Here is a 16,542-nt window from a genome sequence, read left to right as displayed (position 1 = left end):
AATGTCGGGGCAAGCTCCAAAAAACAAGGAAATCCCGGTTTGAAACTCAGTGATATCGCACGCCTGGCCGGTGTCTCCGTGACCACCGCCAGTTACGTGATCAATGGCAAGGCCGCACAGCAACGCATCAGCAACGCTACCGTCGAGCGGGTGCGTGCGGTGGTCGAGGCCCATGGTTTTACCCCCAACCCCCAGGCCGCCGGACTGCGCAGTCGGCACACGCGCACCTTGGGCTTTATCCTGCCCGACCTGGAAAACCCCAGTTACGCACGAATCGCCAAGCTCTTGGAACAAGGCGCGCGCGCGCGCGGCTATCAGCTACTGATCGCCAGTTCCGACGACGACGCAGACAGCGAGCGCCAACTGCTGCAACTGTTCCGCGCACGACGCTGCGATGCGTTGTTCGTGGCCAGTTGCCTGCCCGCCAGCGACGACAGTTACCGCGAGCTGCAAGCCAAGGGCCTGCCGGTGATCGCCATCGACCGGGTGATGGCGCCGGAGCAGTTCTGCTCGGTGGTCAGCGACGACCGCCAGGCCTGCCAGCAACTGACCAGCAGCTTGCTGCAGCCGTTGCCCAAACAGATTGTGCTGATCGGCGCACGGCCCGAGCTGAGCATCAGCCAGGAGCGCGCCGCCGGCTTCCGTGAAGCGCTGCAAGGGTTCGCGGGTGAGGTGATCGTCGAACACGGCGAAGCTTTCAGCCGCGACTGTGGCCGCCAGTTGATGGAGCAACTTCTGCATCAACTGGGGCATCTGCCTGACGCGCTGGTGACCACGTCCTACGTGTTGCTGCAGGGTGTGTTTGACGCGCTGCATGACTTCCCGCTGAAATCACGCCCGTTGCGCCTGGGCACCTTTGGTGACACCCAACTGCTGGACTTCTTGCCGCTGCCCGTGAACGCCATGGCCCAGCAGCATCAGCTTATTGCCGAAACCGCCCTGCGCCTGGCCCTGGCGGTCATTGAAGAAGAACAGTACCAACCGGGCGTACACGCCATCGGCCGGACCTTCAAGCAGCGCATTGTCGAGGCTTGAGCGTGGAGCTGATCGACACCCACACCCACCTGGACTTCGCGGACTTCGACACCGACCGCCGCGAAGTCCTCGCCCATAGCCGTGAAGTGGGCGTGCGGCGCATGGTGCTGCTGGGGGTGTATCAGCAGAATTGGCAGCGCGTGTGGGATTTGGTACAGGCTGATGAAGGTTTGTTCGCCGCCTTTGGCCTGCACCCGGTGTACCTCGACGATCACCGCGCCGCCGACCTGACGGCCCTGGGCGACTGGCTGAGCCGCCTGCGCGGCCATCGGCAATTGTGCGCGGTAGGCGAGATCGGCCTGGATTACTTCCTTGAACACCTGGACCGCGAACGCCAGCAAAGCCTGTTCGAAGCCCAACTGCAACTGGCGGCGGACTTCCAGCTTCCGGCGCTGCTGCACGTGCGCCGCAGCCACGCGGTGGTCATTGCCACCCTCAAACGCATCCGCCTGGCACGGGGCGGCATCATCCATGCCTTCGCCGGCAGCCGGGAAGAGGCGCGCGAATACATCAAGCTGGGCTTCAAGCTTGGCCTGGGCGGCGCCGCCACCTGGCCCCAGGCGCTGCGCATGCACAAGGTACTGGCGCAACTGCCGCTGGACGCGGTGGTACTGGAAACCGACTCGCCGGACATGGCCCCCGCCATGTACCCAGGCCAGCGCAATAGCCCCGAGCATCTGCCGGCTATCTGCGCCGCGCTGGCCGATCGCATGGGCATCAGCCCGTCATTGCTGGCCGAGGCGAGCACACGCAATGCGTGCGAGTTGTTTAATTGGTAGCGCCGGGTTCACGGCTTGCAGGTTCAAGGTCAACCGTTGCTGGTGACGGGCATAGCGCAACACCGCGAAATGCACCAACACCACCAGTGATGAAAGGTTGAACTGCCCAAGCACACTGAGCAGCCCCAGCCACTCGGCCACCAGCGCCACGATCAACACCACGCACGTCAGCGCCACCATGCCCGGGCGTACCAGCGCCCAGTGGTCCAGCGCCTTGAAGTGGCGCAACTGCCGGGGGCAATTGAGCGCCAGGACCCGCTGGCAATAGGGGCAATCGAAAGGTACTTCGATGGCGATGGCATTCAATTGCCAAGCCTTGAGTTCAAACGTGATGTCGCAATGGGCGCAATGCCCTTTGATGCCAATTGCACCGGTCATCGTCGTGCCTACCCTGGACTGTGATTGAGTGAAACAAATTCTCACCCATTCACTCGACGAGAAAACCCGGCCAGGCAAATCCAGACATGCGCCACACCGGCAGCAGCGCCCCTCCTACATCTGCGCCCTACACGCGAAAGGCACCTATCAATTGCTTCAATTCGACCACCTGCATCGATAGCTGTCGGCTCGCCGCTTCGGTCTGATGCGCGCCTTGGGCGGCATGTTCGCCGGCGCGATTGATTTCGACGATGTTCTGATCGATGTCGTGGGCTACCGCCGTCTGCTGCTCCACGGCGGCGGCGATCTGCTGGTTTTGATCAACGATCATGCCGATGGCGCCGAGGATATTCTCCAGGGCCTGCTGGACCTGCTGCGACTGGCCCACCGTGCCGTTAGCCACTTCATGGCTGGTGCCCATGGCCCGCACCGCCGCGTCTACTCCGCTGAGTAAACGGCTGATCATTTGTTCGATTTCTTCGGTGGAATGCTGCGTGCGCCTTGCCAGCGTGCGAACCTCGTCGGCCACCACCGCAAACCCTCGCCCTTGCTCACCTGCCCGCGCCGCCTCGATCGCCGCATTGAGCGCCAGCAGGTTGGTTTGCTCGGCAATGCTTTTGATCACTTCCAGCACGCTGCTGATGGACTGGCTGTCGGTGGCCAATTGGTTGATCACCCGTACCGACTGGTCGATTTCGCCGGCCAACCGCGCAATGCTGGCTTGCTGGGATTGCACCAGGCCGCGGCCGCTGACGGTTTCTGCGTTGACACTATGGGCACTGCTCACCGCAGCAGCCGCATTGCGCGCGACTTCCTGGGCAGTGGAAGACATCTGGTTCATGGCCGTCGCCACCTGTTCGATTTGCGTGCGCTGGCCCGAAACCGCCTGGTTGCTCTGGGCCGAAACCGTTTGCACCTGGCCCGCCTGCACTTCGACCTGGCCGACGGTGTGCCCGACGCGCTCGATTAAATCATGGATTTTCGCCACCGTGCCGTTGAACACCTGGCCGAGGTCACCCAGCTCATCACGGCTGTGGGCGACGAAGGTGACGGTCATGTCGCCGGCCGCCACCTTGTCCATCATCGCGCCCAGGCTGCGCAGCGTCGTGCGGGTGGACGCGTAGAACCCGGCATATAAATAGAAGATCAGCAAAAACACCGCCGTCAGCGCCGAAACCAGTAGCACCATGTGCAGGCGATTCTGCGCCAGGCGCTGCTCCAACTGCTGCCCGAGGAACGTCAGCGTGGCCTCGTCGAGTTGGTAGGTCTGGGCCATCAATTGGCTGACCGCGTCATAGAAACCCTGCCAGGGCGCGTCGAGGGTTTCGGCCATGACCACCTGTTCTTCAAACAACTCGCTGGCGTGTTTGAGGCTGGCATTGCTGGCCTTGGCCAGGCCATCGAGCGCGCCGTGGGCGGCTTTGCTGGAGCCCAGGGCATCCTGCAACTTCAACCCGTATTCGGCCTGCAGCTTTTCCAACTGCTGCAACAGTTCGTCAAACCGCGTGCTGGAGGAAGAATTGAGAAAGCCCTGGCCCAGTGAGTACGCGCCCATTGCCCGCCCTTCTCCCAAGGTCTGGGTGACTTGCGGGGTGACACTGGTGATCAGCTCGCTGAGCTGGCGCAAGTCGCTCTGGGGGTCGCGGCTCAAGCCTGACTGGCTGGCGATGATCTGGCTGAGCATCTGCGCTTGGTTGAGCAATTTGCCGATCAATGCACTTTTGCTCAGCAGCGAGGTTTCCTGTTGCTGAGCCTTGAAGGCGGCGATCAATTCGTCGCGCTTGCCGTCAAAGACTGCAATTTGCTCAGGGTCGGTGGCCATTGCGCTGAAGCCTTGCAGGCGGCTGAGCGCGCCCTGCTCCAGGCTGTTGATCTTGCTTTCAAGGTCACCCGCCTTGCCGGACTGGCCGAGGGTCGCGTTGATTTGCACCTGGTTGTTGAGCGTTTCCAGGTCGCGGCGCAGGGCCAGGCTGCTGCCAAGCAGGTCCAGGCTTTGCAGCTCGACACGGGTGCCCTGGAATTCGCGCCAGGAATCGCGCACCAGATAATAGTTGGTCGCCAGCATCGGTAGCAGGAACAGCACGCTGATCAAGCTGAACTTCATGCCAAAGCTCAAGCGATTCATCAGCGCGACGGCGGGATAGAGCAAGCTCTTCACAGGTGAACTCCCTTTTTATTTTTATTGAGGCGCAGGGCGGCGGCACAAAGCCACTATTTGGCGCTCTGTCTGTATAGCTCAATTCGAAAGGGAGTTTTGTAACTTAAGGTTAACGAGCGAGAATCGGGGCTGCTGTTACGCAGCCCCTTGCGGGCAAGCCCGGCTGACCATTGAGATCAAGGCAACACGGTCCAGATGGCAAACCCCGCGTACCACAACACCGCCGCGCGCAACAGCAACTCCCACAGACGATCCAGACTGTTGATGCCGTCGGCGCCCACTGCCGGCGGTGGGATTTCGGCGGCCACCAGGCCGACTTTTTCGACCAACTGCGCGGCACTGATGTCCCAACTCAGGAGTTCATGCAGCATCACCCGGCTGACCGCAACGAAATTGCCCACCAAGGCAAAACTGGCGGCCAGCAAGCGCACCGGCAACCAGTCAAACGCATGCCGCAGTTGCCCGGCGCGCTCGGCCACCAGAGGGTTGCGGCTGTGTTCACTGGCCAGCGCCAGCAGGCGATAAGCCAGGGCGGCGACCGGGCCCAGCAGGAAGTACCAGAAAATCACCGCAAAAAAGCTCTGATAGGCCTGCCACAACAGATGGCCCTGAACGCGCTCCAGCAGTTGCTCGCCGCTGTCGGCGCCCAGTTTCAGGTCGCGTTCGGCTACATGTTCGGCGGCTTGCAGGTCCCCACGCCGCCAGGCATCGCGAAACGGACCGAGGCCGGCCAATAGATCACCACGCCCCAGGCTGTAGATCACCACCAACAGGTGCACCGGCAGCGCCAACAGGCCATACGCCACGGGCTCCAGCACCAGCAGCAACAGCGCCAGCAACGCCACCGGCAGCAACACCAATACGGTCAGGATCAGCCACGGGCGCTTGCCCATGCGCGGGCTCGCTTCCAACTTGGCCAATTCGCGCAACCAGCCGCCGTCACGCTGCAACCGCTGGCGCAGGGCCGAGAACTTCTCGATCCACACCGCCAGCACCAAAACCAGAAAACTCATCGTGCGTGTCCTCCATCCTGCAGGGCGCTGCGAAAGCGCGTCCAATCAAAAGCGGGGCCGGGGTCGGTCTTGCGTCCCGGAGCAATATCGCTGTGGCCACAAATACGCTGCGCGGTGATGCCTGGGTAGGCCTTGAGCAACTGGCGGCTCAGGTCGATCAATGACGCATATTGAGCGTCGGTGAAGGGCAGATCGTCCGTCCCCTCCAGTTCGATGCCCACGGAAAAGTCATTGCACGTTTCACGCCCTTCGAAACACGAGACTCCAGCATGCCAGGCCCGGTCGTTGCAGGACACAAACTGCGTCACATCGCCGTCGCGCTCAATCAGAAAATGCGCAGACACGCGCAGGTCGGCGATCCCTTCAAAGTAGGGATGTTCCGTGACATCCAGGCGATTCTGGAAAAACTCCTGCACCTTGCCGGTGGCGAACTGTGCCGGAGGCAGGCTGATGTTATGCACCACCAACAGTGAGATTTCGCCTGTGGGGCGCTCGTTGAAGTTGGGCGAAGGGCAATGGGGAATGCCCTGACACCAACCACTGGCGGGGTCCAACTGCATACAGGATCCTTGAATGTGACTAATTATGACCAGTATGCCGCGTTCGACCCTGTGGTTGCGATCACTTGCCGCGATTGAGTTGACGCAATTGACTGATCACAGCCGTCAGCGCGCGTTCGAACAATGGCCCATCGTCCAGGGTATGCAGTGCGCCGCGCTTGAACGCCCGCGCCAGTTGGCCGGCGTTTTTCTCCAGGACCTTGAGCCCCGTGCGGCCGACAAAAATATAGGTATTGGCCGGCGCCATGATCGCCAGCAATTTGCAACGCAGGGCGTCAGCCTGGTCTTGCTGGAACACGACCCAGCTACCGAGCCGTAGTTGGCGCACCTTGAGCAGATCAGGATCATCGTCCGCCAGGCCTTCGGCCGAATCGGGCGGCAGCACACTGAACACAAAAGGCTCGCGCACTTCGAGCAAACCTTCGCCGTCGGGCGGCCGAACATGCAGGGCCTGCAGGCGAACAAAAAAATCACGGCTGCTGAACGGGTCGAACGCGGCGCTGGCCAAGCCGTCGCGCAATGCCTTGAGCAAGCGCGGCAACTGCTCCAGCAAGTGCCGTCCGGCTTCGGTATCTGCCTGCAGGCCGACGCTCCATATCAGCTCGTCCATGGTGCGCAGCGCCGCCTGCCATTGCACCGACTGCTCGCCGTGCTTAAGGCAGGTCAAAAGCAGCACCTGGCTCCAGGCCTGCTGTAAAAACTGCACGACCGCGTGCGGCAACACCTTGCCCAGCAGCCGTCGATTCAAGGCGTCGGCTACCCGCTGCCGGGCGGCTTCGGTGAGGACGCGCCCGGCCTCGGTATCGAGGGTGTGCTGTTCAAGCAGCTCGCTGCGGCGCTGCTCTTGGGCGATAAACCCACAGAACTCGGCGAGCAGTTGGGAAAAAATCAGCGGATCTTCGACATATTCATTGAGCAAACGCTGCACCACCTGCTCGATGCGCATGTACAGGCTGTCGCGCGCGTAGTCATCCACAGGGCTCCAGGCCATGGCCGCTGCCGCGAGTTCATTGAGCAGGCGCCGGGCCGGGTGGCCGGCACGGCTGAAGAAGCTCTTGTCCTGCACCGCCACTTTCAACAGCGGGATCTGCAAGCGCGCAATCAGGGCCTTGAAGGCATCCGGCACGGCGCGGTCATTGAGGATAAATTCGAACAGCAACGCGATCAGGTTGATCACGTCTTCATCCACCGCTTCCACCACCCGTGACTTGCCACTTTTGACGCTGACGCGGGTTAGCAACTGCTCGAGTTGGTTGCGCAGGTCAAAATCGTCCTCCGCATCAGGCTCCGGCACGTATTGCTGCAAATGCGATAACAGCCGCACGAGGTCGCGGGTGGCGATGGGCTGGGGTGCGGCGCTGGCTTCCAGGGTGGGCGCGACACTACCGCGTACTGCGGCCAGCAACGTCTGCAAGGCGGCGAATGCCTGTTGGCCATTTTCATCGACGGGCTGATCGGCCGCCGGCATTGCCGCTTCGCGCTGGTGATCACGGGCGGCGCGCCCGCCGGGGCGACGGGACGGTACAGCCTTGAGTTCGGGCAACACCCCGGTAGCCACCAGCAATTGATTGGCTTCGCAGTAGAGCTGGTCGGCGTCACTGAGCACGTATTTCTCAAACAGCTTGAGCATGATCAGTTTGACCCGGATCTCAACGCCCAGGCTGCGCCCCGCCTGCAGAAAAAATTCGCACAGCTGCGCCGGCCCCAAGGGGTTTTCACGATCATCCAGGCGATTGCCCAGCACGGCGCTCAAGCGCGCGGTGAGTTGTGACAGCGCCAGGCCGTCGCGGTGGTGTACCCGGCCAAGCATGGCGTCAAGCGCCACGGCTTTTTCCTGCTCATCCTTGGAGGTGCCCGGCGTCGTGTCATAGGACAAAGCCGGCACCCGTTGAAGCACACCACGCCCCGCCAGGCCCAACTCGGCAAAGGCGTCGAACAGCCTCTGCATGAACACGCGCTCAAAGTTCTTGCGCTTGAGGCGCAGGTCGCGCATGGCTTCGAAAAAAATATGGTGGTCGAGGTTGTTGCCGGCCTTGTCAGCCATTTCGAACAAGGTGTCGTCGGCGTTATCGAACAGCTCTTGCAGGCCCTGCTGCAATTGTTGCGCAGCCTTGTCGCGAACCTGCTGCAACACTATCGGCAGACGGGCCAGCGGCGATGGCATGGCATGCGCCGTGCTGATTGGCACCACCTTTCCGTCATTGTGCATCCTGGCCTCCTGAAACGGCGGTATTGAGTTGGGAAATATCGGGTACAGGCCCGTTGGGGCGCTGCGAATAACCGGTTATCACCAGCACGTCAAAGCTATGACGCCAATTGCAAGGCGCGAGATTATCTTGCAAATGAGAGGGGTTGCGCCAGCAAACTCTGACATTGCGCTGTAAATGAGTGGTGAGCCTGGGTTCGCACGCACGCAGCCCCTATAATCGGGGCACTTTGTTTGTGGAGCCTGTTATGCCGAACCTCCGTCTTGCCGACCTCACCGCCGAAATCGAAGCCAACGTGCGCCGCGCACTGCTGGAAGACATCGGCAGTGGCGATATCACCGCGCAGTTGATCCCGGCCGAACGGCTGGCCACGGCCAACATCATTACCCGTGATGCCGCCGTCATCGCCGGCACGGCCTGGGTGGACGCGGTGTTCCGCCAACTGGACCCACGCGTCGCCGTGCATTGGCACGTGGCCGACGGTGAGCGCGTCAGCCCCAACCAGGCACTATTTCACCTTGAAGGCCCGGCACGTTCATTGCTCAGCGGCGAACGCTCTGCGCTGAATTTCCTGCAATTGCTGTCCGGGGTAGCCACGCGCGCGCAATCCCTGGCGGACTTTGTCGCCAGCACCCAGGTCAAGTTGCTGGACACCCGCAAAACCCTGCCGGGCCTGCGCCTGGCGCAAAAGTATGCTGTGACCTGCGGTGGCTGCCACAACCATCGCATCGGTTTATATGACGCGTTCCTGATCAAGGAAAACCATATCGCAGCCTGCGGCGGCATCGCCCAGGCCATCACCGCCGCCCACAAAATCGCCCCCGGCAAGCCGGTGGAAATCGAAGTGGAAAGCCTGGATGAACTGCGCGAGGCACTGGCGGCGGGCGCCGATATCATCATGCTTGATGAACTGAGCCTGGAGGATATGCGTGAAGCCGTGCGCCTCAACGGCGGCAAGGCAAAGCTGGAAGCCAGCGGCGGGATCAATGAAACCACCCTGCTGCCCATCGCTGAAACCGGGGTGGACTACATCTCCATCGGGGCGATGACCAAGGATGTGAAGGCGGTGGATTTGTCGATGCGGCTGAGCATCTGAGGGCTGATCGTTTTAGTGAGCGGGCTTGCCCGCTCACTACGGCGTGTCTGCGTCAGACGACCAGATTATTCATCTCGCAATACTCTTCCCAATCGACACCCAACACCTCGGCCGCCTCTTTGTGCAAGGCCAGCCGTGCCGCTTCGAATTCTTCCGGCGTGGAGGTGTACTTGAGGGTCAGCTCCCAAGGCTGAAGACTCTGGCTCTCGGCCTCGTCCTCGAATGCCCACTGAATCTGGTCGCGCTGGTCATCGGCGCTCAGGTCCTTGATTTCGTCTTTAAGCTGCGGCGTGGCCTCAAGGTATTTCTTGAGTGCTTCTTCGTGCCGAGCTTCCTGGGTCATTTCAGTTGTGGTCATGTCGTTCTCTTAGATCGAGGAATGGGGATGCATCTGGGACATCAAGGTTGCGCAGATACAAAAGAGCAGGCACGAATGCCGACTCGTCTGGCCTTCAGAACCATTCTGGGATCATCTGAAAACATTGCCTTTGAAACACGTCTATTGAAACAGTGATGCTCTTTTGCCCGAGACAGGAATCGAACCTGCGACCTTCGCGTTACGAGTGCGCTGCTCTACCGACTGAGCTACACGGGCGGTGGGCTAAAGCTAGCACCGCATCCGGCGTCCGGCAACTCGCGCCTTTTTTAGCGGGCAATAACGCCTTGGGCCCAGAAGCGCGGTTGCAGATGACGGCCTTCCCCGCTCAGGTACGCCTGCTGGGCATGCTTGATGTGCGGCACGTCGCGAAGCGCAACCCCGACCAGCAGACCAACGGCCAGCACGCTCAATACCCTCCACGCGAACCAGGCCGGCGGCAGCGCGGCGGTGGCGGGCGCCTGCCACACATGCAACGCCATCAGCCAGCCCACCACCAGCGCCAGCCAGACCTGGGAGTTGGGCATCACGATCACCCCATCGACCATGGATTGCACCAACGCCGCGACCAACGCGGCAAACAGGCATAACCGCAGCAGGTCCACGCGCGCGGCGCAAAGCATGCGCCTGCGCAGCAGGCCCCACGTAGCCCATCCGGCTCGCCACGCCAATACCGCCACGCACAGGGCCGAGGGCACGCCCCATTCGCTGGCCCACTGCAGGATTGCTTGATGGGGATGGGCGGCAATCTCGTTGGCGATATCCGCAAAATGCATCGGGCCAAAGCCCAGCCACGGATGCTCGACAAGCATGTGCCACGCCTGCCACCAGATCGCCTCCCGGCCCGACAGTGTCGTAGTGAGACGATCACCAGCGTCCTTGGTTGTCTCGAACCCCAGGTATTGCGCCAGCAGCGTGAATGCCAGCCAATACAACACCAGCCCGCCCAGCACCGCCGCCAGTTGCCACCCCAGCCAACGTCGACCAACCGGCCCCAGCACCGCGAGCACCAGCCCCGCCGCGCTCATGCCGAGCCAGGTGCCGCGCGTGCCACCGCTGATCGCTATCAGCCACCAGACGCACAGCAACGCCAACACGCCCCCTCGCCAAACGCGGGAGACAGTGGGCATCAGCAAGGGCAGCGCCAGCAACGGCAGGGTGAATGTCTGGAACTGGCCGTAGAAGCGCTTGTTGGAAAAGCCGGACAGCAGCAGGTCTGGGTCCAGGGTGCGTTCGCCACTGGTGAACGCCAGGGCACCGGCATACAGGTATTGGATCGATTTGATCAGGCACAGCAGCACCACAATAAGGATCAGCACACGATCCAGCGACTCTCCGCCGTGACGGCGGAGCAAGGCAAATGCCAGCGTGATCGCCGCACAGCTGACAAACAGTGCCACTTCAATCAGTGCCCACACAGGCTGATGGGCCAGCGCCGAAGACACCAGGCCCAACCCGATGATCAGCGTCAGGCCCAGGGCCGTGGGCCGATCCACCAGCGACACGGCAGGGGCGACCGACAACCCGTAAAGCACCGCACAGAGCCCGATGGCGATCTGCATGACACGCTGCAGGTCATGCCCGCTGAACGGCGCGCAAATCCCAACCGCCAGCAGGCACACCACGACCACCAGGAAAATATTGCCTCGCTGCGGTACGGATAACACCATCGGCCACCTCTACGTCCCTGTGGATGGTTGAGCAGTTACGCCCCGTCAGTGCCGCAACCTTTACCGACGTATTTCCCTTCGGCGGTTGTGGTGCACTTCCAGCCGGTGGCGGCGGTGCGCGTCAGGCTGATGGTCTTGCCCAGCACCGGCGCAGGGGCGTCGAGGATTTCGCAGCTGATGCTGCCCGCCCCCGTGGCCACATCACCTACCACGTCGATTTTGCAGTTGGCGGTGGGGCTGGTGCCGCCGATCAACTCCAGTTTCGGCACGGTGCCCTCGTTGATGACGCTTTCGTATCCGGCCTTCAGCGCAGTGATTTCAGCCAGGCCGGCGGTGAACTTGGCCTTGGCCTGGTGGGTGGTGTACATGGGCAGGCCGATAGTGGCCAAAATGCCGATGATCGCAACGACGATCAGCAATTCAATCAGGGTAAAGCCTTTCTGACGTATCACATTCACTCTCCAGAATAGAACTCATGACAAGGCGCATCCTGCGCCCCGTGTTGTGCTGCGGCGCCAGTGTACTCACCCGCGAGTGCTCAATCGCCCGCAAGACGCACATTCTGACATTTTATTGGCCAACGCCAGCCAGCCCGAATCCGTCACCTGACTAAGCTATAAATCTTCTACGACCCGTGTGCGGAACCGTTACATGAACAACGCTTCGACGACATATACCTGGGAAGGCATCAACCGCAAAGGGCGCCGGGTGGGCGGACACACCCGCGCGCACAACCCCGCCCTGGTCAAGGCGCAATTGCGCCAACAAGGCATCAGCCCCGGCCGCGTGCGCAAAAAAAACCCGTTACTGCCCAGCCTCTACCCACCGATAAAAACAGCCGACATCACCCTCTTCACTCGCCAACTGGCTACGCTGCTCAAAGCCGGGATCGCCCTGCTGCAGGCCTTCGACATCATCAGCGAAGGCTTCGAAAACCGCCCAGTCCGCGCGCTGGTGCACGGGCTCAAACAGCAAATCGCCGCCGGCACCAGCCTGGCTGAAGCACTGCGCAAACAACCCCGCTATTTCGATGAGCTGTATTGCAACCTGGTGGCTGCTGGCGAACAGGCCGGGGCGCTCGAAACCCTGCTGGAGCGCGTGGCGACCCATCGGGAAAAAAGCGCGCAACTCAAGGCCAGGATCCAAAAGGCCATGACTTACCCTATCGCGGTATTGGTGATTGCCAGCCTCGTGACGGGCGTGCTGCTGATCCACGTGGTGCCACAGTTCCAGGCGCTGTTTGCCGGCGTCAACGGCCAACTGCCAGGGTTTACCTTGCACGTCATCAATCTGTCTGCGTTCATGCAGCAGGCCTGGTGGCTACTGGCGCTGGGCCTGGGCGCGGGCGTCATCGGGCTGCGCCATGCCTATCGAGCCTCGCCGGGTTTTCGCTACTGGCTGGATGCCGGTTTGTTGAAAGCGCCTCTGGCAGGCAAACTGCTCACAAAATCCGCCGTCGCCCGCTTCGCCCGTACCCTTTCCACTACCTTCGCCGCCGGCGTCCCGCTGGTGCAGGCATTGGATTCGGTGGCAGGGGCTGCCGGGAGCGGTCCGTTCAAACAGGCAATCGAACATATGCGTCGCGATGTATCCACCGGCATGCAATTGAATCAATCCATGGCCATCAGCGGCCTGTTCCCAGGCATGGCGATCCAGATGACGGCGATCGGCGAAGAGTCGGGCACACTCGAGCGCATGCTGGAAAAGGTCGCCAGCCACTATGAAGCGGATGTCGACAACCTGGTCGATAACCTCACCAGCCTGATGGAGCCGCTGATTATGCTGGTACTCGGGGGTATTGTCGGAGCGCTGGTCATCGCCATGTACCTGCCGGTCTTTCAACTGGGGAGCGCATTTTGAGCCAGCTGCTAAGCGAGCACCCGTGGGCCTTGATCACGATGGCAGCGGTGCTGGGGCTGATAGTCGGCAGCTTTATCAACGTGCTGGTGTGGCGCCTGCCCAAAATGCTCGACCGCGAATGGCGCGCGCAGGCCCTTGAAGTGCTGGGTCTGCCCGCAGAACCCGCCGAGCCGACCTACAACCTGTTACACCCCAATTCCTGTTGCCCACGCTGCGGGCATGCGATCCGCCCCTGGGAAAATATTCCAGTGCTCAGCTATCTGGCGCTCAGGGGCCGCTGCGCTCACTGCCGGGGGGCAATCAGCGCACGCTACCCTTTCACCGAGCTTGCCTGCGGGTTGACCTCGGCGTTGGTGGCCTGGCATTTCGGCTTCGGCTGGCAGGCTGGCGCGGTGCTGGTGGTGAGCTGGGGGCTGCTGGCAATGAGCCTGATCGATGCCGACCATCAGTTGCTACCGGATGTGCTGGTGCTGCCGCTGCTGTGGCTGGGGCTGATCGTCAATGGCTTTGGGCTGCTGACCACGCTACCCGACGCCCTGTGGGGCGCGGTGCTCGGATACATGAGCCTTTGGAGCGTGTTTTGGCTGTTCAAGCTGGTCACCGGCAAGGACGGCATGGGCCACGGCGACTTCAAGTTATTGGCATTGCTCGGAGCCTGGGGTGGCTGGCAGATGCTGCCGATGACACTGTTGATGTCGTCGCTGGTGGGGGTGTTTATCGGCCTGATCCTGATGCGTGTGCGCAAGGCTCAAGTATCGACACCCATGCCGTTTGGTCCGTATCTGGCAATTGCCGGCTGGATTGCATTGCTCTGGGGTGGTCAAATAACCGACTTCTATTTGCAGTCTGTCGGTTTCAGATGACCACTTCTGTTGCAGCACCTTGGATTCTCGGCCTTACCGGCGGCATCGGCAGCGGTAAAAGCGCGGCGGCCCAACATTTTATCGACCTTGGCATAGACCTGGTGGACGCCGACCATGCCGCCCGCTGGGTGGTCGAACCCGGCCGTCCGGCACTGGCACGCATCGCCGAGCATTTTGGTGACGGCGTGCTGCAGCCTGACGGCCAGTTGGACCGCGCCGCATTGCGCAAGCTGATCTTTGAAGTTCCCGAAGAGCGCCTGTGGCTCGAAGGCTTGCTGCACCCGCTGATCGCCGAAGAGATTCGCAGCCACCTGGCGCGAGCGCGCTCGCCGTACGCGATCCTGGTATCGCCGCTGCTGATCGAATCCGGCCAGTACAGCATGACCCAACGCATCCTGGTGATCGATGTGCCGCAAGCGCTGCAGATACAGCGTACCCTGCAGCGCGACGGCATCAGCGAGCAACAGGTGCAGGCGATCCTCAAGGCGCAATCCAGCCGCGAAGACCGCCTGAACCATGCCGATGACGTGCTGGTCAACGATAAAGACCTCGCCTGGCTACACGCAGAGGTCGAGAGACTGCATTACTTTTACCTTACTTTGCGTGGAGGCCGATCATGAGCCAACCCTTGACCGTCGACTGCCCAACCTGCGGCGCACCCGTGGAATGGAAAGCGACCAACCTCAACCGGCCATTCTGCTCGGACCGTTGCAAACTCATCGACCTGGGTGCCTGGGCCGCTGAAGAACACAAGATCCCAGTGGCACCGGACGCTGAAGACGAGCTGTTTTCCGAGGACCTGCCGCCGCGCCATTAAGGCCGCATAAAAGCATATTCCTGCTGGTCGTCGAGGTTCTCTGCAAGGTATTGCAGCTCGTCGGCCAGATCTTCGAAACTGCGCACACCCTTGCTCTGCTGTACCACGGCGCTGAGCATTGCGCGCAGGGTCAAGCCGGGGTCAAAACCGATTTCCTGTGCCGCATCCTGACTTCTGCGTAGCTCCTGCCGTGCCCACTCGTACACACTCATGACCCGCGCTCCTGAAGAAATTTGGCAGAGCATGGGCCCGCTTGGCCGCCTGGGGTTTGATCTGGATCAACGCTGTGAATCGTCATCCTTCCAGGGCGCCGAGAGGTAGCGCGTACGGTTGAAGGTCTCCAGCCATTCCGGGCAGAACACCACCAGGGCGCTGATCAGCATGCCGTTGATAAAGGCTTCGGGGAAGATGATCAACCACAGGTAGCCGACGAAATCCTCCAGCCATTCGGGCATCGCAAACCGGCCGTCGAACCACAGCACGCCCAACCCCAGCAACAGGCAGAGCAAAGCCGACAGCGCGGCAGCAAAAAAACCGGAACAAAAGATATACACAAAGGGATTGCGCGGTTGCGCTCGTTCCACCAGCAGTGCGCAGCCTTCGGTGACCAGCACCGGCAACGCAATCAATAACAAACCGTTGACGCCCAGAGCGGCGAGGTCCTGACGCCCGAGTAACATCAAACCCAATTGCGCCGCGAAGCCGCCGACGATTGCCAGGGGCCAATCCAGTAACAGGGTTACGGCCGTCATGCCGATAAAGTGGTAGGAAACGCCGGTGTCGAAATCCCGCCGGACCAACCACAACATGAACAACGCGAATACCGTACCGAACAGCAGATGTTGACGTCGGCGATCGGCAAACAACTCAACCCACGGCGAGCGCAGGACCGCCCAGGCCACCACCGGCGCATACAGCAGCCAGCCGATGCTCAGAGTGCTCGGTGCCAGCACTGCTGCACTGATCACAGACGAAATACCGCTGCAAAAAACCTCACCACACACCTCTACATTGGCGTTGAAGTAGAGTCGCCAGTCTACACCGACCTTTTATAGCAGGACTTCCTGCGGTCATCATTTGAGCGCTAAGCTGCAAACATGGATGACTCAGATTACTTGCGCCTGCTCACCGTGGCGGCCGAACAAGCCAATGCGTTCCTGTCCAATGCCCGCAAATGGGAGCGTGAGCGTTGGGTCTGCCAACGCCTGCTGCAAGGCCTGAACGTGCCTTACCGCGCCGAAGAATTCCACGCCGCAGGGCAAGAGCCGCCGGATGTGCTGTTTCGCGACGCCAGTTTCGAGGTGTTTTTTGTGCTCGATGAAGGCCGGCGCCTGAATGACGAATGGCGCGACGAGTTACTGCGCCGTCGCAGCGCCTTCTCCTTGAGCCAACTGGTGCGGCGCGAGGCAAAGCCGCGACGCATCCCTGCCCATGAATTCCTGTTGCGCCTGGCGCCCACATTGCGCAAAAAGGCGCACAACTACAAAGAACGCGGCATGGACCTGGGCGAGTTGGATATCGTCGCCTTCACCAGCCTCAAGCGCGAAGTGCTCGACCTCAACAGTCACTTCCCTCCTCCCACGGAATACCTGCGCCAAGGCTGGCGCTCGCTGTCATTGGTGGGGCCGACGTTTGCGCGGGTGCTGTTCGCCCACCCGGACGCGCCGGATTTCTTGCGCAATAACCTGGGCCGCAGCATAGTGTTCGACGTGGGCATCAGCCTCTGATCC

18 protein-coding genes and 1 tRNA gene are annotated in these 16,542 nt (G+C 61.4%); 8 read left to right on the top strand and 11 right to left on the bottom strand.

Going from position 1 to position 16,542, the window contains the following annotated elements; all coding sequences use genetic code 11:
• Positions 1–39 precede the first annotated feature (39 nt).
• Positions 40–1,035, top strand: coding sequence for a catabolite repressor/activator (gene cra / locus KSS96_RS04840; protein ID WP_017529851.1), 996 nt, complete (start codon positions 40–42; stop codon positions 1,033–1,035).
• Positions 1,036–1,037: 2 nt separating this feature from the next.
• Positions 1,038–1,814, top strand: a complete 777-nt coding sequence (locus KSS96_RS04835) for a TatD family hydrolase (protein ID WP_217855774.1) — start codon at positions 1,038–1,040, stop codon at positions 1,812–1,814.
• On the opposite strand, the gene KSS96_RS04830 is transcribed toward KSS96_RS04835, so the two are convergent.
• The 5 genes from KSS96_RS04830 to KSS96_RS04810 form a co-directional block, all read right to left on the bottom strand.
• Positions 1,761–2,192, bottom strand: coding sequence for a hypothetical protein (locus KSS96_RS04830; RefSeq protein ID WP_017529853.1), 432 nt, complete (start codon positions 2,190–2,192; stop codon positions 1,761–1,763). The genes KSS96_RS04835 and KSS96_RS04830 overlap by 54 nt on opposite strands.
• 127 nt (positions 2,193–2,319) lie before the next feature.
• Positions 2,320–4,350, bottom strand: coding sequence for a methyl-accepting chemotaxis protein (locus tag KSS96_RS04825; RefSeq protein ID WP_065877310.1), 2,031 nt, complete (start codon positions 4,348–4,350; stop codon positions 2,320–2,322).
• 176 nt (positions 4,351–4,526) lie between these two features.
• On the bottom strand, positions 4,527–5,363 hold the full coding sequence (ampE, locus tag KSS96_RS04820; RefSeq protein ID WP_017529855.1) for a regulatory signaling modulator protein AmpE: 837 nt from the start codon (positions 5,361–5,363) through the stop codon (positions 4,527–4,529).
• A complete protein-coding gene (ampD, locus tag KSS96_RS04815; RefSeq protein WP_017529856.1) occupies positions 5,360–5,923 on the bottom strand; it encodes a 1,6-anhydro-N-acetylmuramyl-L-alanine amidase AmpD in 564 nt (187 codons plus the stop codon). The genes ampE and ampD overlap by 4 nt, the downstream gene beginning before the upstream one ends.
• Positions 5,924–5,984: 61 nt before the next feature.
• Complete coding sequence (locus KSS96_RS04810) at positions 5,985–8,132, bottom strand: DUF1631 domain-containing protein (protein WP_217855772.1); 2,148 nt, start codon at positions 8,130–8,132, stop codon at positions 5,985–5,987.
• 245 nt (positions 8,133–8,377) lie between these two features.
• On the opposite strand from KSS96_RS04810, the gene nadC reads away from it, so the two are divergent.
• Positions 8,378–9,226 (top strand): carboxylating nicotinate-nucleotide diphosphorylase, encoded by an 849-nt coding sequence (gene nadC / locus KSS96_RS04805; RefSeq protein WP_017529858.1) that lies wholly within the window; start codon positions 8,378–8,380, stop codon positions 9,224–9,226.
• 52 nt (positions 9,227–9,278) lie between these two features.
• On the opposite strand, the gene KSS96_RS04800 is transcribed toward nadC, so the two are convergent.
• The 4 genes from KSS96_RS04800 to KSS96_RS04785 all read right to left on the bottom strand — a co-directional run bounded on the left by KSS96_RS04800 (position 9,279) and on the right by KSS96_RS04785 (position 11,721).
• Complete coding sequence (locus tag KSS96_RS04800) at positions 9,279–9,584, bottom strand: DUF6388 family protein (protein WP_017529859.1); 306 nt, start codon at positions 9,582–9,584, stop codon at positions 9,279–9,281.
• Between the two features lie 164 nt (positions 9,585–9,748).
• A tRNA-Thr gene (locus KSS96_RS04795) sits at positions 9,749–9,821 on the bottom strand.
• A 50-nt stretch (positions 9,822–9,871) separates the two neighbouring features.
• The gene (locus KSS96_RS04790; protein WP_065877312.1) at positions 9,872–11,272 is read right to left on the bottom strand and encodes an O-antigen ligase family protein; all 1,401 of its coding nucleotides are present in this window, start codon (positions 11,270–11,272) and stop codon (positions 9,872–9,874) included.
• A gap of 35 nt (positions 11,273–11,307) precedes the next feature.
• On the bottom strand, positions 11,308–11,721 hold the full coding sequence (locus KSS96_RS04785) for a pilin (RefSeq protein ID WP_026067420.1): 414 nt from the start codon (positions 11,719–11,721) through the stop codon (positions 11,308–11,310).
• A 202-nt stretch (positions 11,722–11,923) separates the two neighbouring features.
• Here KSS96_RS04785 and KSS96_RS04780 point away from each other — a divergent pair, with 202 nt between their 5' ends.
• From KSS96_RS04780 to yacG, 4 genes are read left to right on the top strand one after another with little or no spacing between them, the layout of a single operon-like run.
• The gene (locus KSS96_RS04780; protein WP_065877313.1) at positions 11,924–13,132 is read left to right on the top strand and encodes a type II secretion system F family protein; all 1,209 of its coding nucleotides are present in this window, start codon (positions 11,924–11,926) and stop codon (positions 13,130–13,132) included.
• Positions 13,129–13,995, top strand: a complete 867-nt coding sequence (locus KSS96_RS04775; RefSeq protein ID WP_068938053.1) for a prepilin peptidase — start codon at positions 13,129–13,131, stop codon at positions 13,993–13,995. Before KSS96_RS04780 ends, KSS96_RS04775 begins: the two co-directional genes overlap by 4 nt.
• Positions 13,992–14,615, top strand: a complete 624-nt coding sequence (gene coaE / locus KSS96_RS04770) for a dephospho-CoA kinase (RefSeq protein ID WP_017529864.1) — start codon at positions 13,992–13,994, stop codon at positions 14,613–14,615. The genes KSS96_RS04775 and coaE overlap by 4 nt, the downstream gene beginning before the upstream one ends.
• Entirely contained in the window at positions 14,612–14,812 is a 201-nt protein-coding gene (gene yacG, locus KSS96_RS04765; protein WP_003188437.1) for a DNA gyrase inhibitor YacG, read from the top strand. The genes coaE and yacG overlap by 4 nt, the downstream gene beginning before the upstream one ends.
• On the opposite strand, the gene KSS96_RS04760 is transcribed toward yacG, so the two are convergent.
• Both KSS96_RS04760 and KSS96_RS04755 read right to left on the bottom strand, forming a co-directional pair.
• Positions 14,809–15,024: a hypothetical protein gene (locus tag KSS96_RS04760; RefSeq protein WP_003171680.1), complete on the bottom strand. Its 216-nt coding sequence runs from the start codon at positions 15,022–15,024 to the stop codon at positions 14,809–14,811. The genes yacG and KSS96_RS04760 overlap by 4 nt on opposite strands.
• A gap of 66 nt (positions 15,025–15,090) precedes the next feature.
• Positions 15,091–15,780 (bottom strand): energy-coupling factor ABC transporter permease, encoded by a 690-nt coding sequence (locus tag KSS96_RS04755; RefSeq protein WP_017529865.1) that lies wholly within the window; start codon positions 15,778–15,780, stop codon positions 15,091–15,093.
• Positions 15,781–15,909: 129 nt separating this feature from the next.
• Between KSS96_RS04755 and KSS96_RS04750 the strand changes: the two genes are divergently transcribed.
• Complete coding sequence (locus tag KSS96_RS04750) at positions 15,910–16,539, top strand: DUF1780 domain-containing protein (RefSeq protein WP_010213242.1); 630 nt, start codon at positions 15,910–15,912, stop codon at positions 16,537–16,539.
• Positions 16,540–16,542: the final 3 nt, after the last annotated feature.

The organism is Pseudomonas asgharzadehiana, assembly GCF_019139815.1.
GTDB classification, from domain to species: domain Bacteria; phylum Pseudomonadota; class Gammaproteobacteria; order Pseudomonadales; family Pseudomonadaceae; genus Aquipseudomonas; species Aquipseudomonas asgharzadehiana.
Note: the sequence above shows the minus strand (reverse complement) of the source record. Positions and strands in the feature narration are given on the sequence as shown.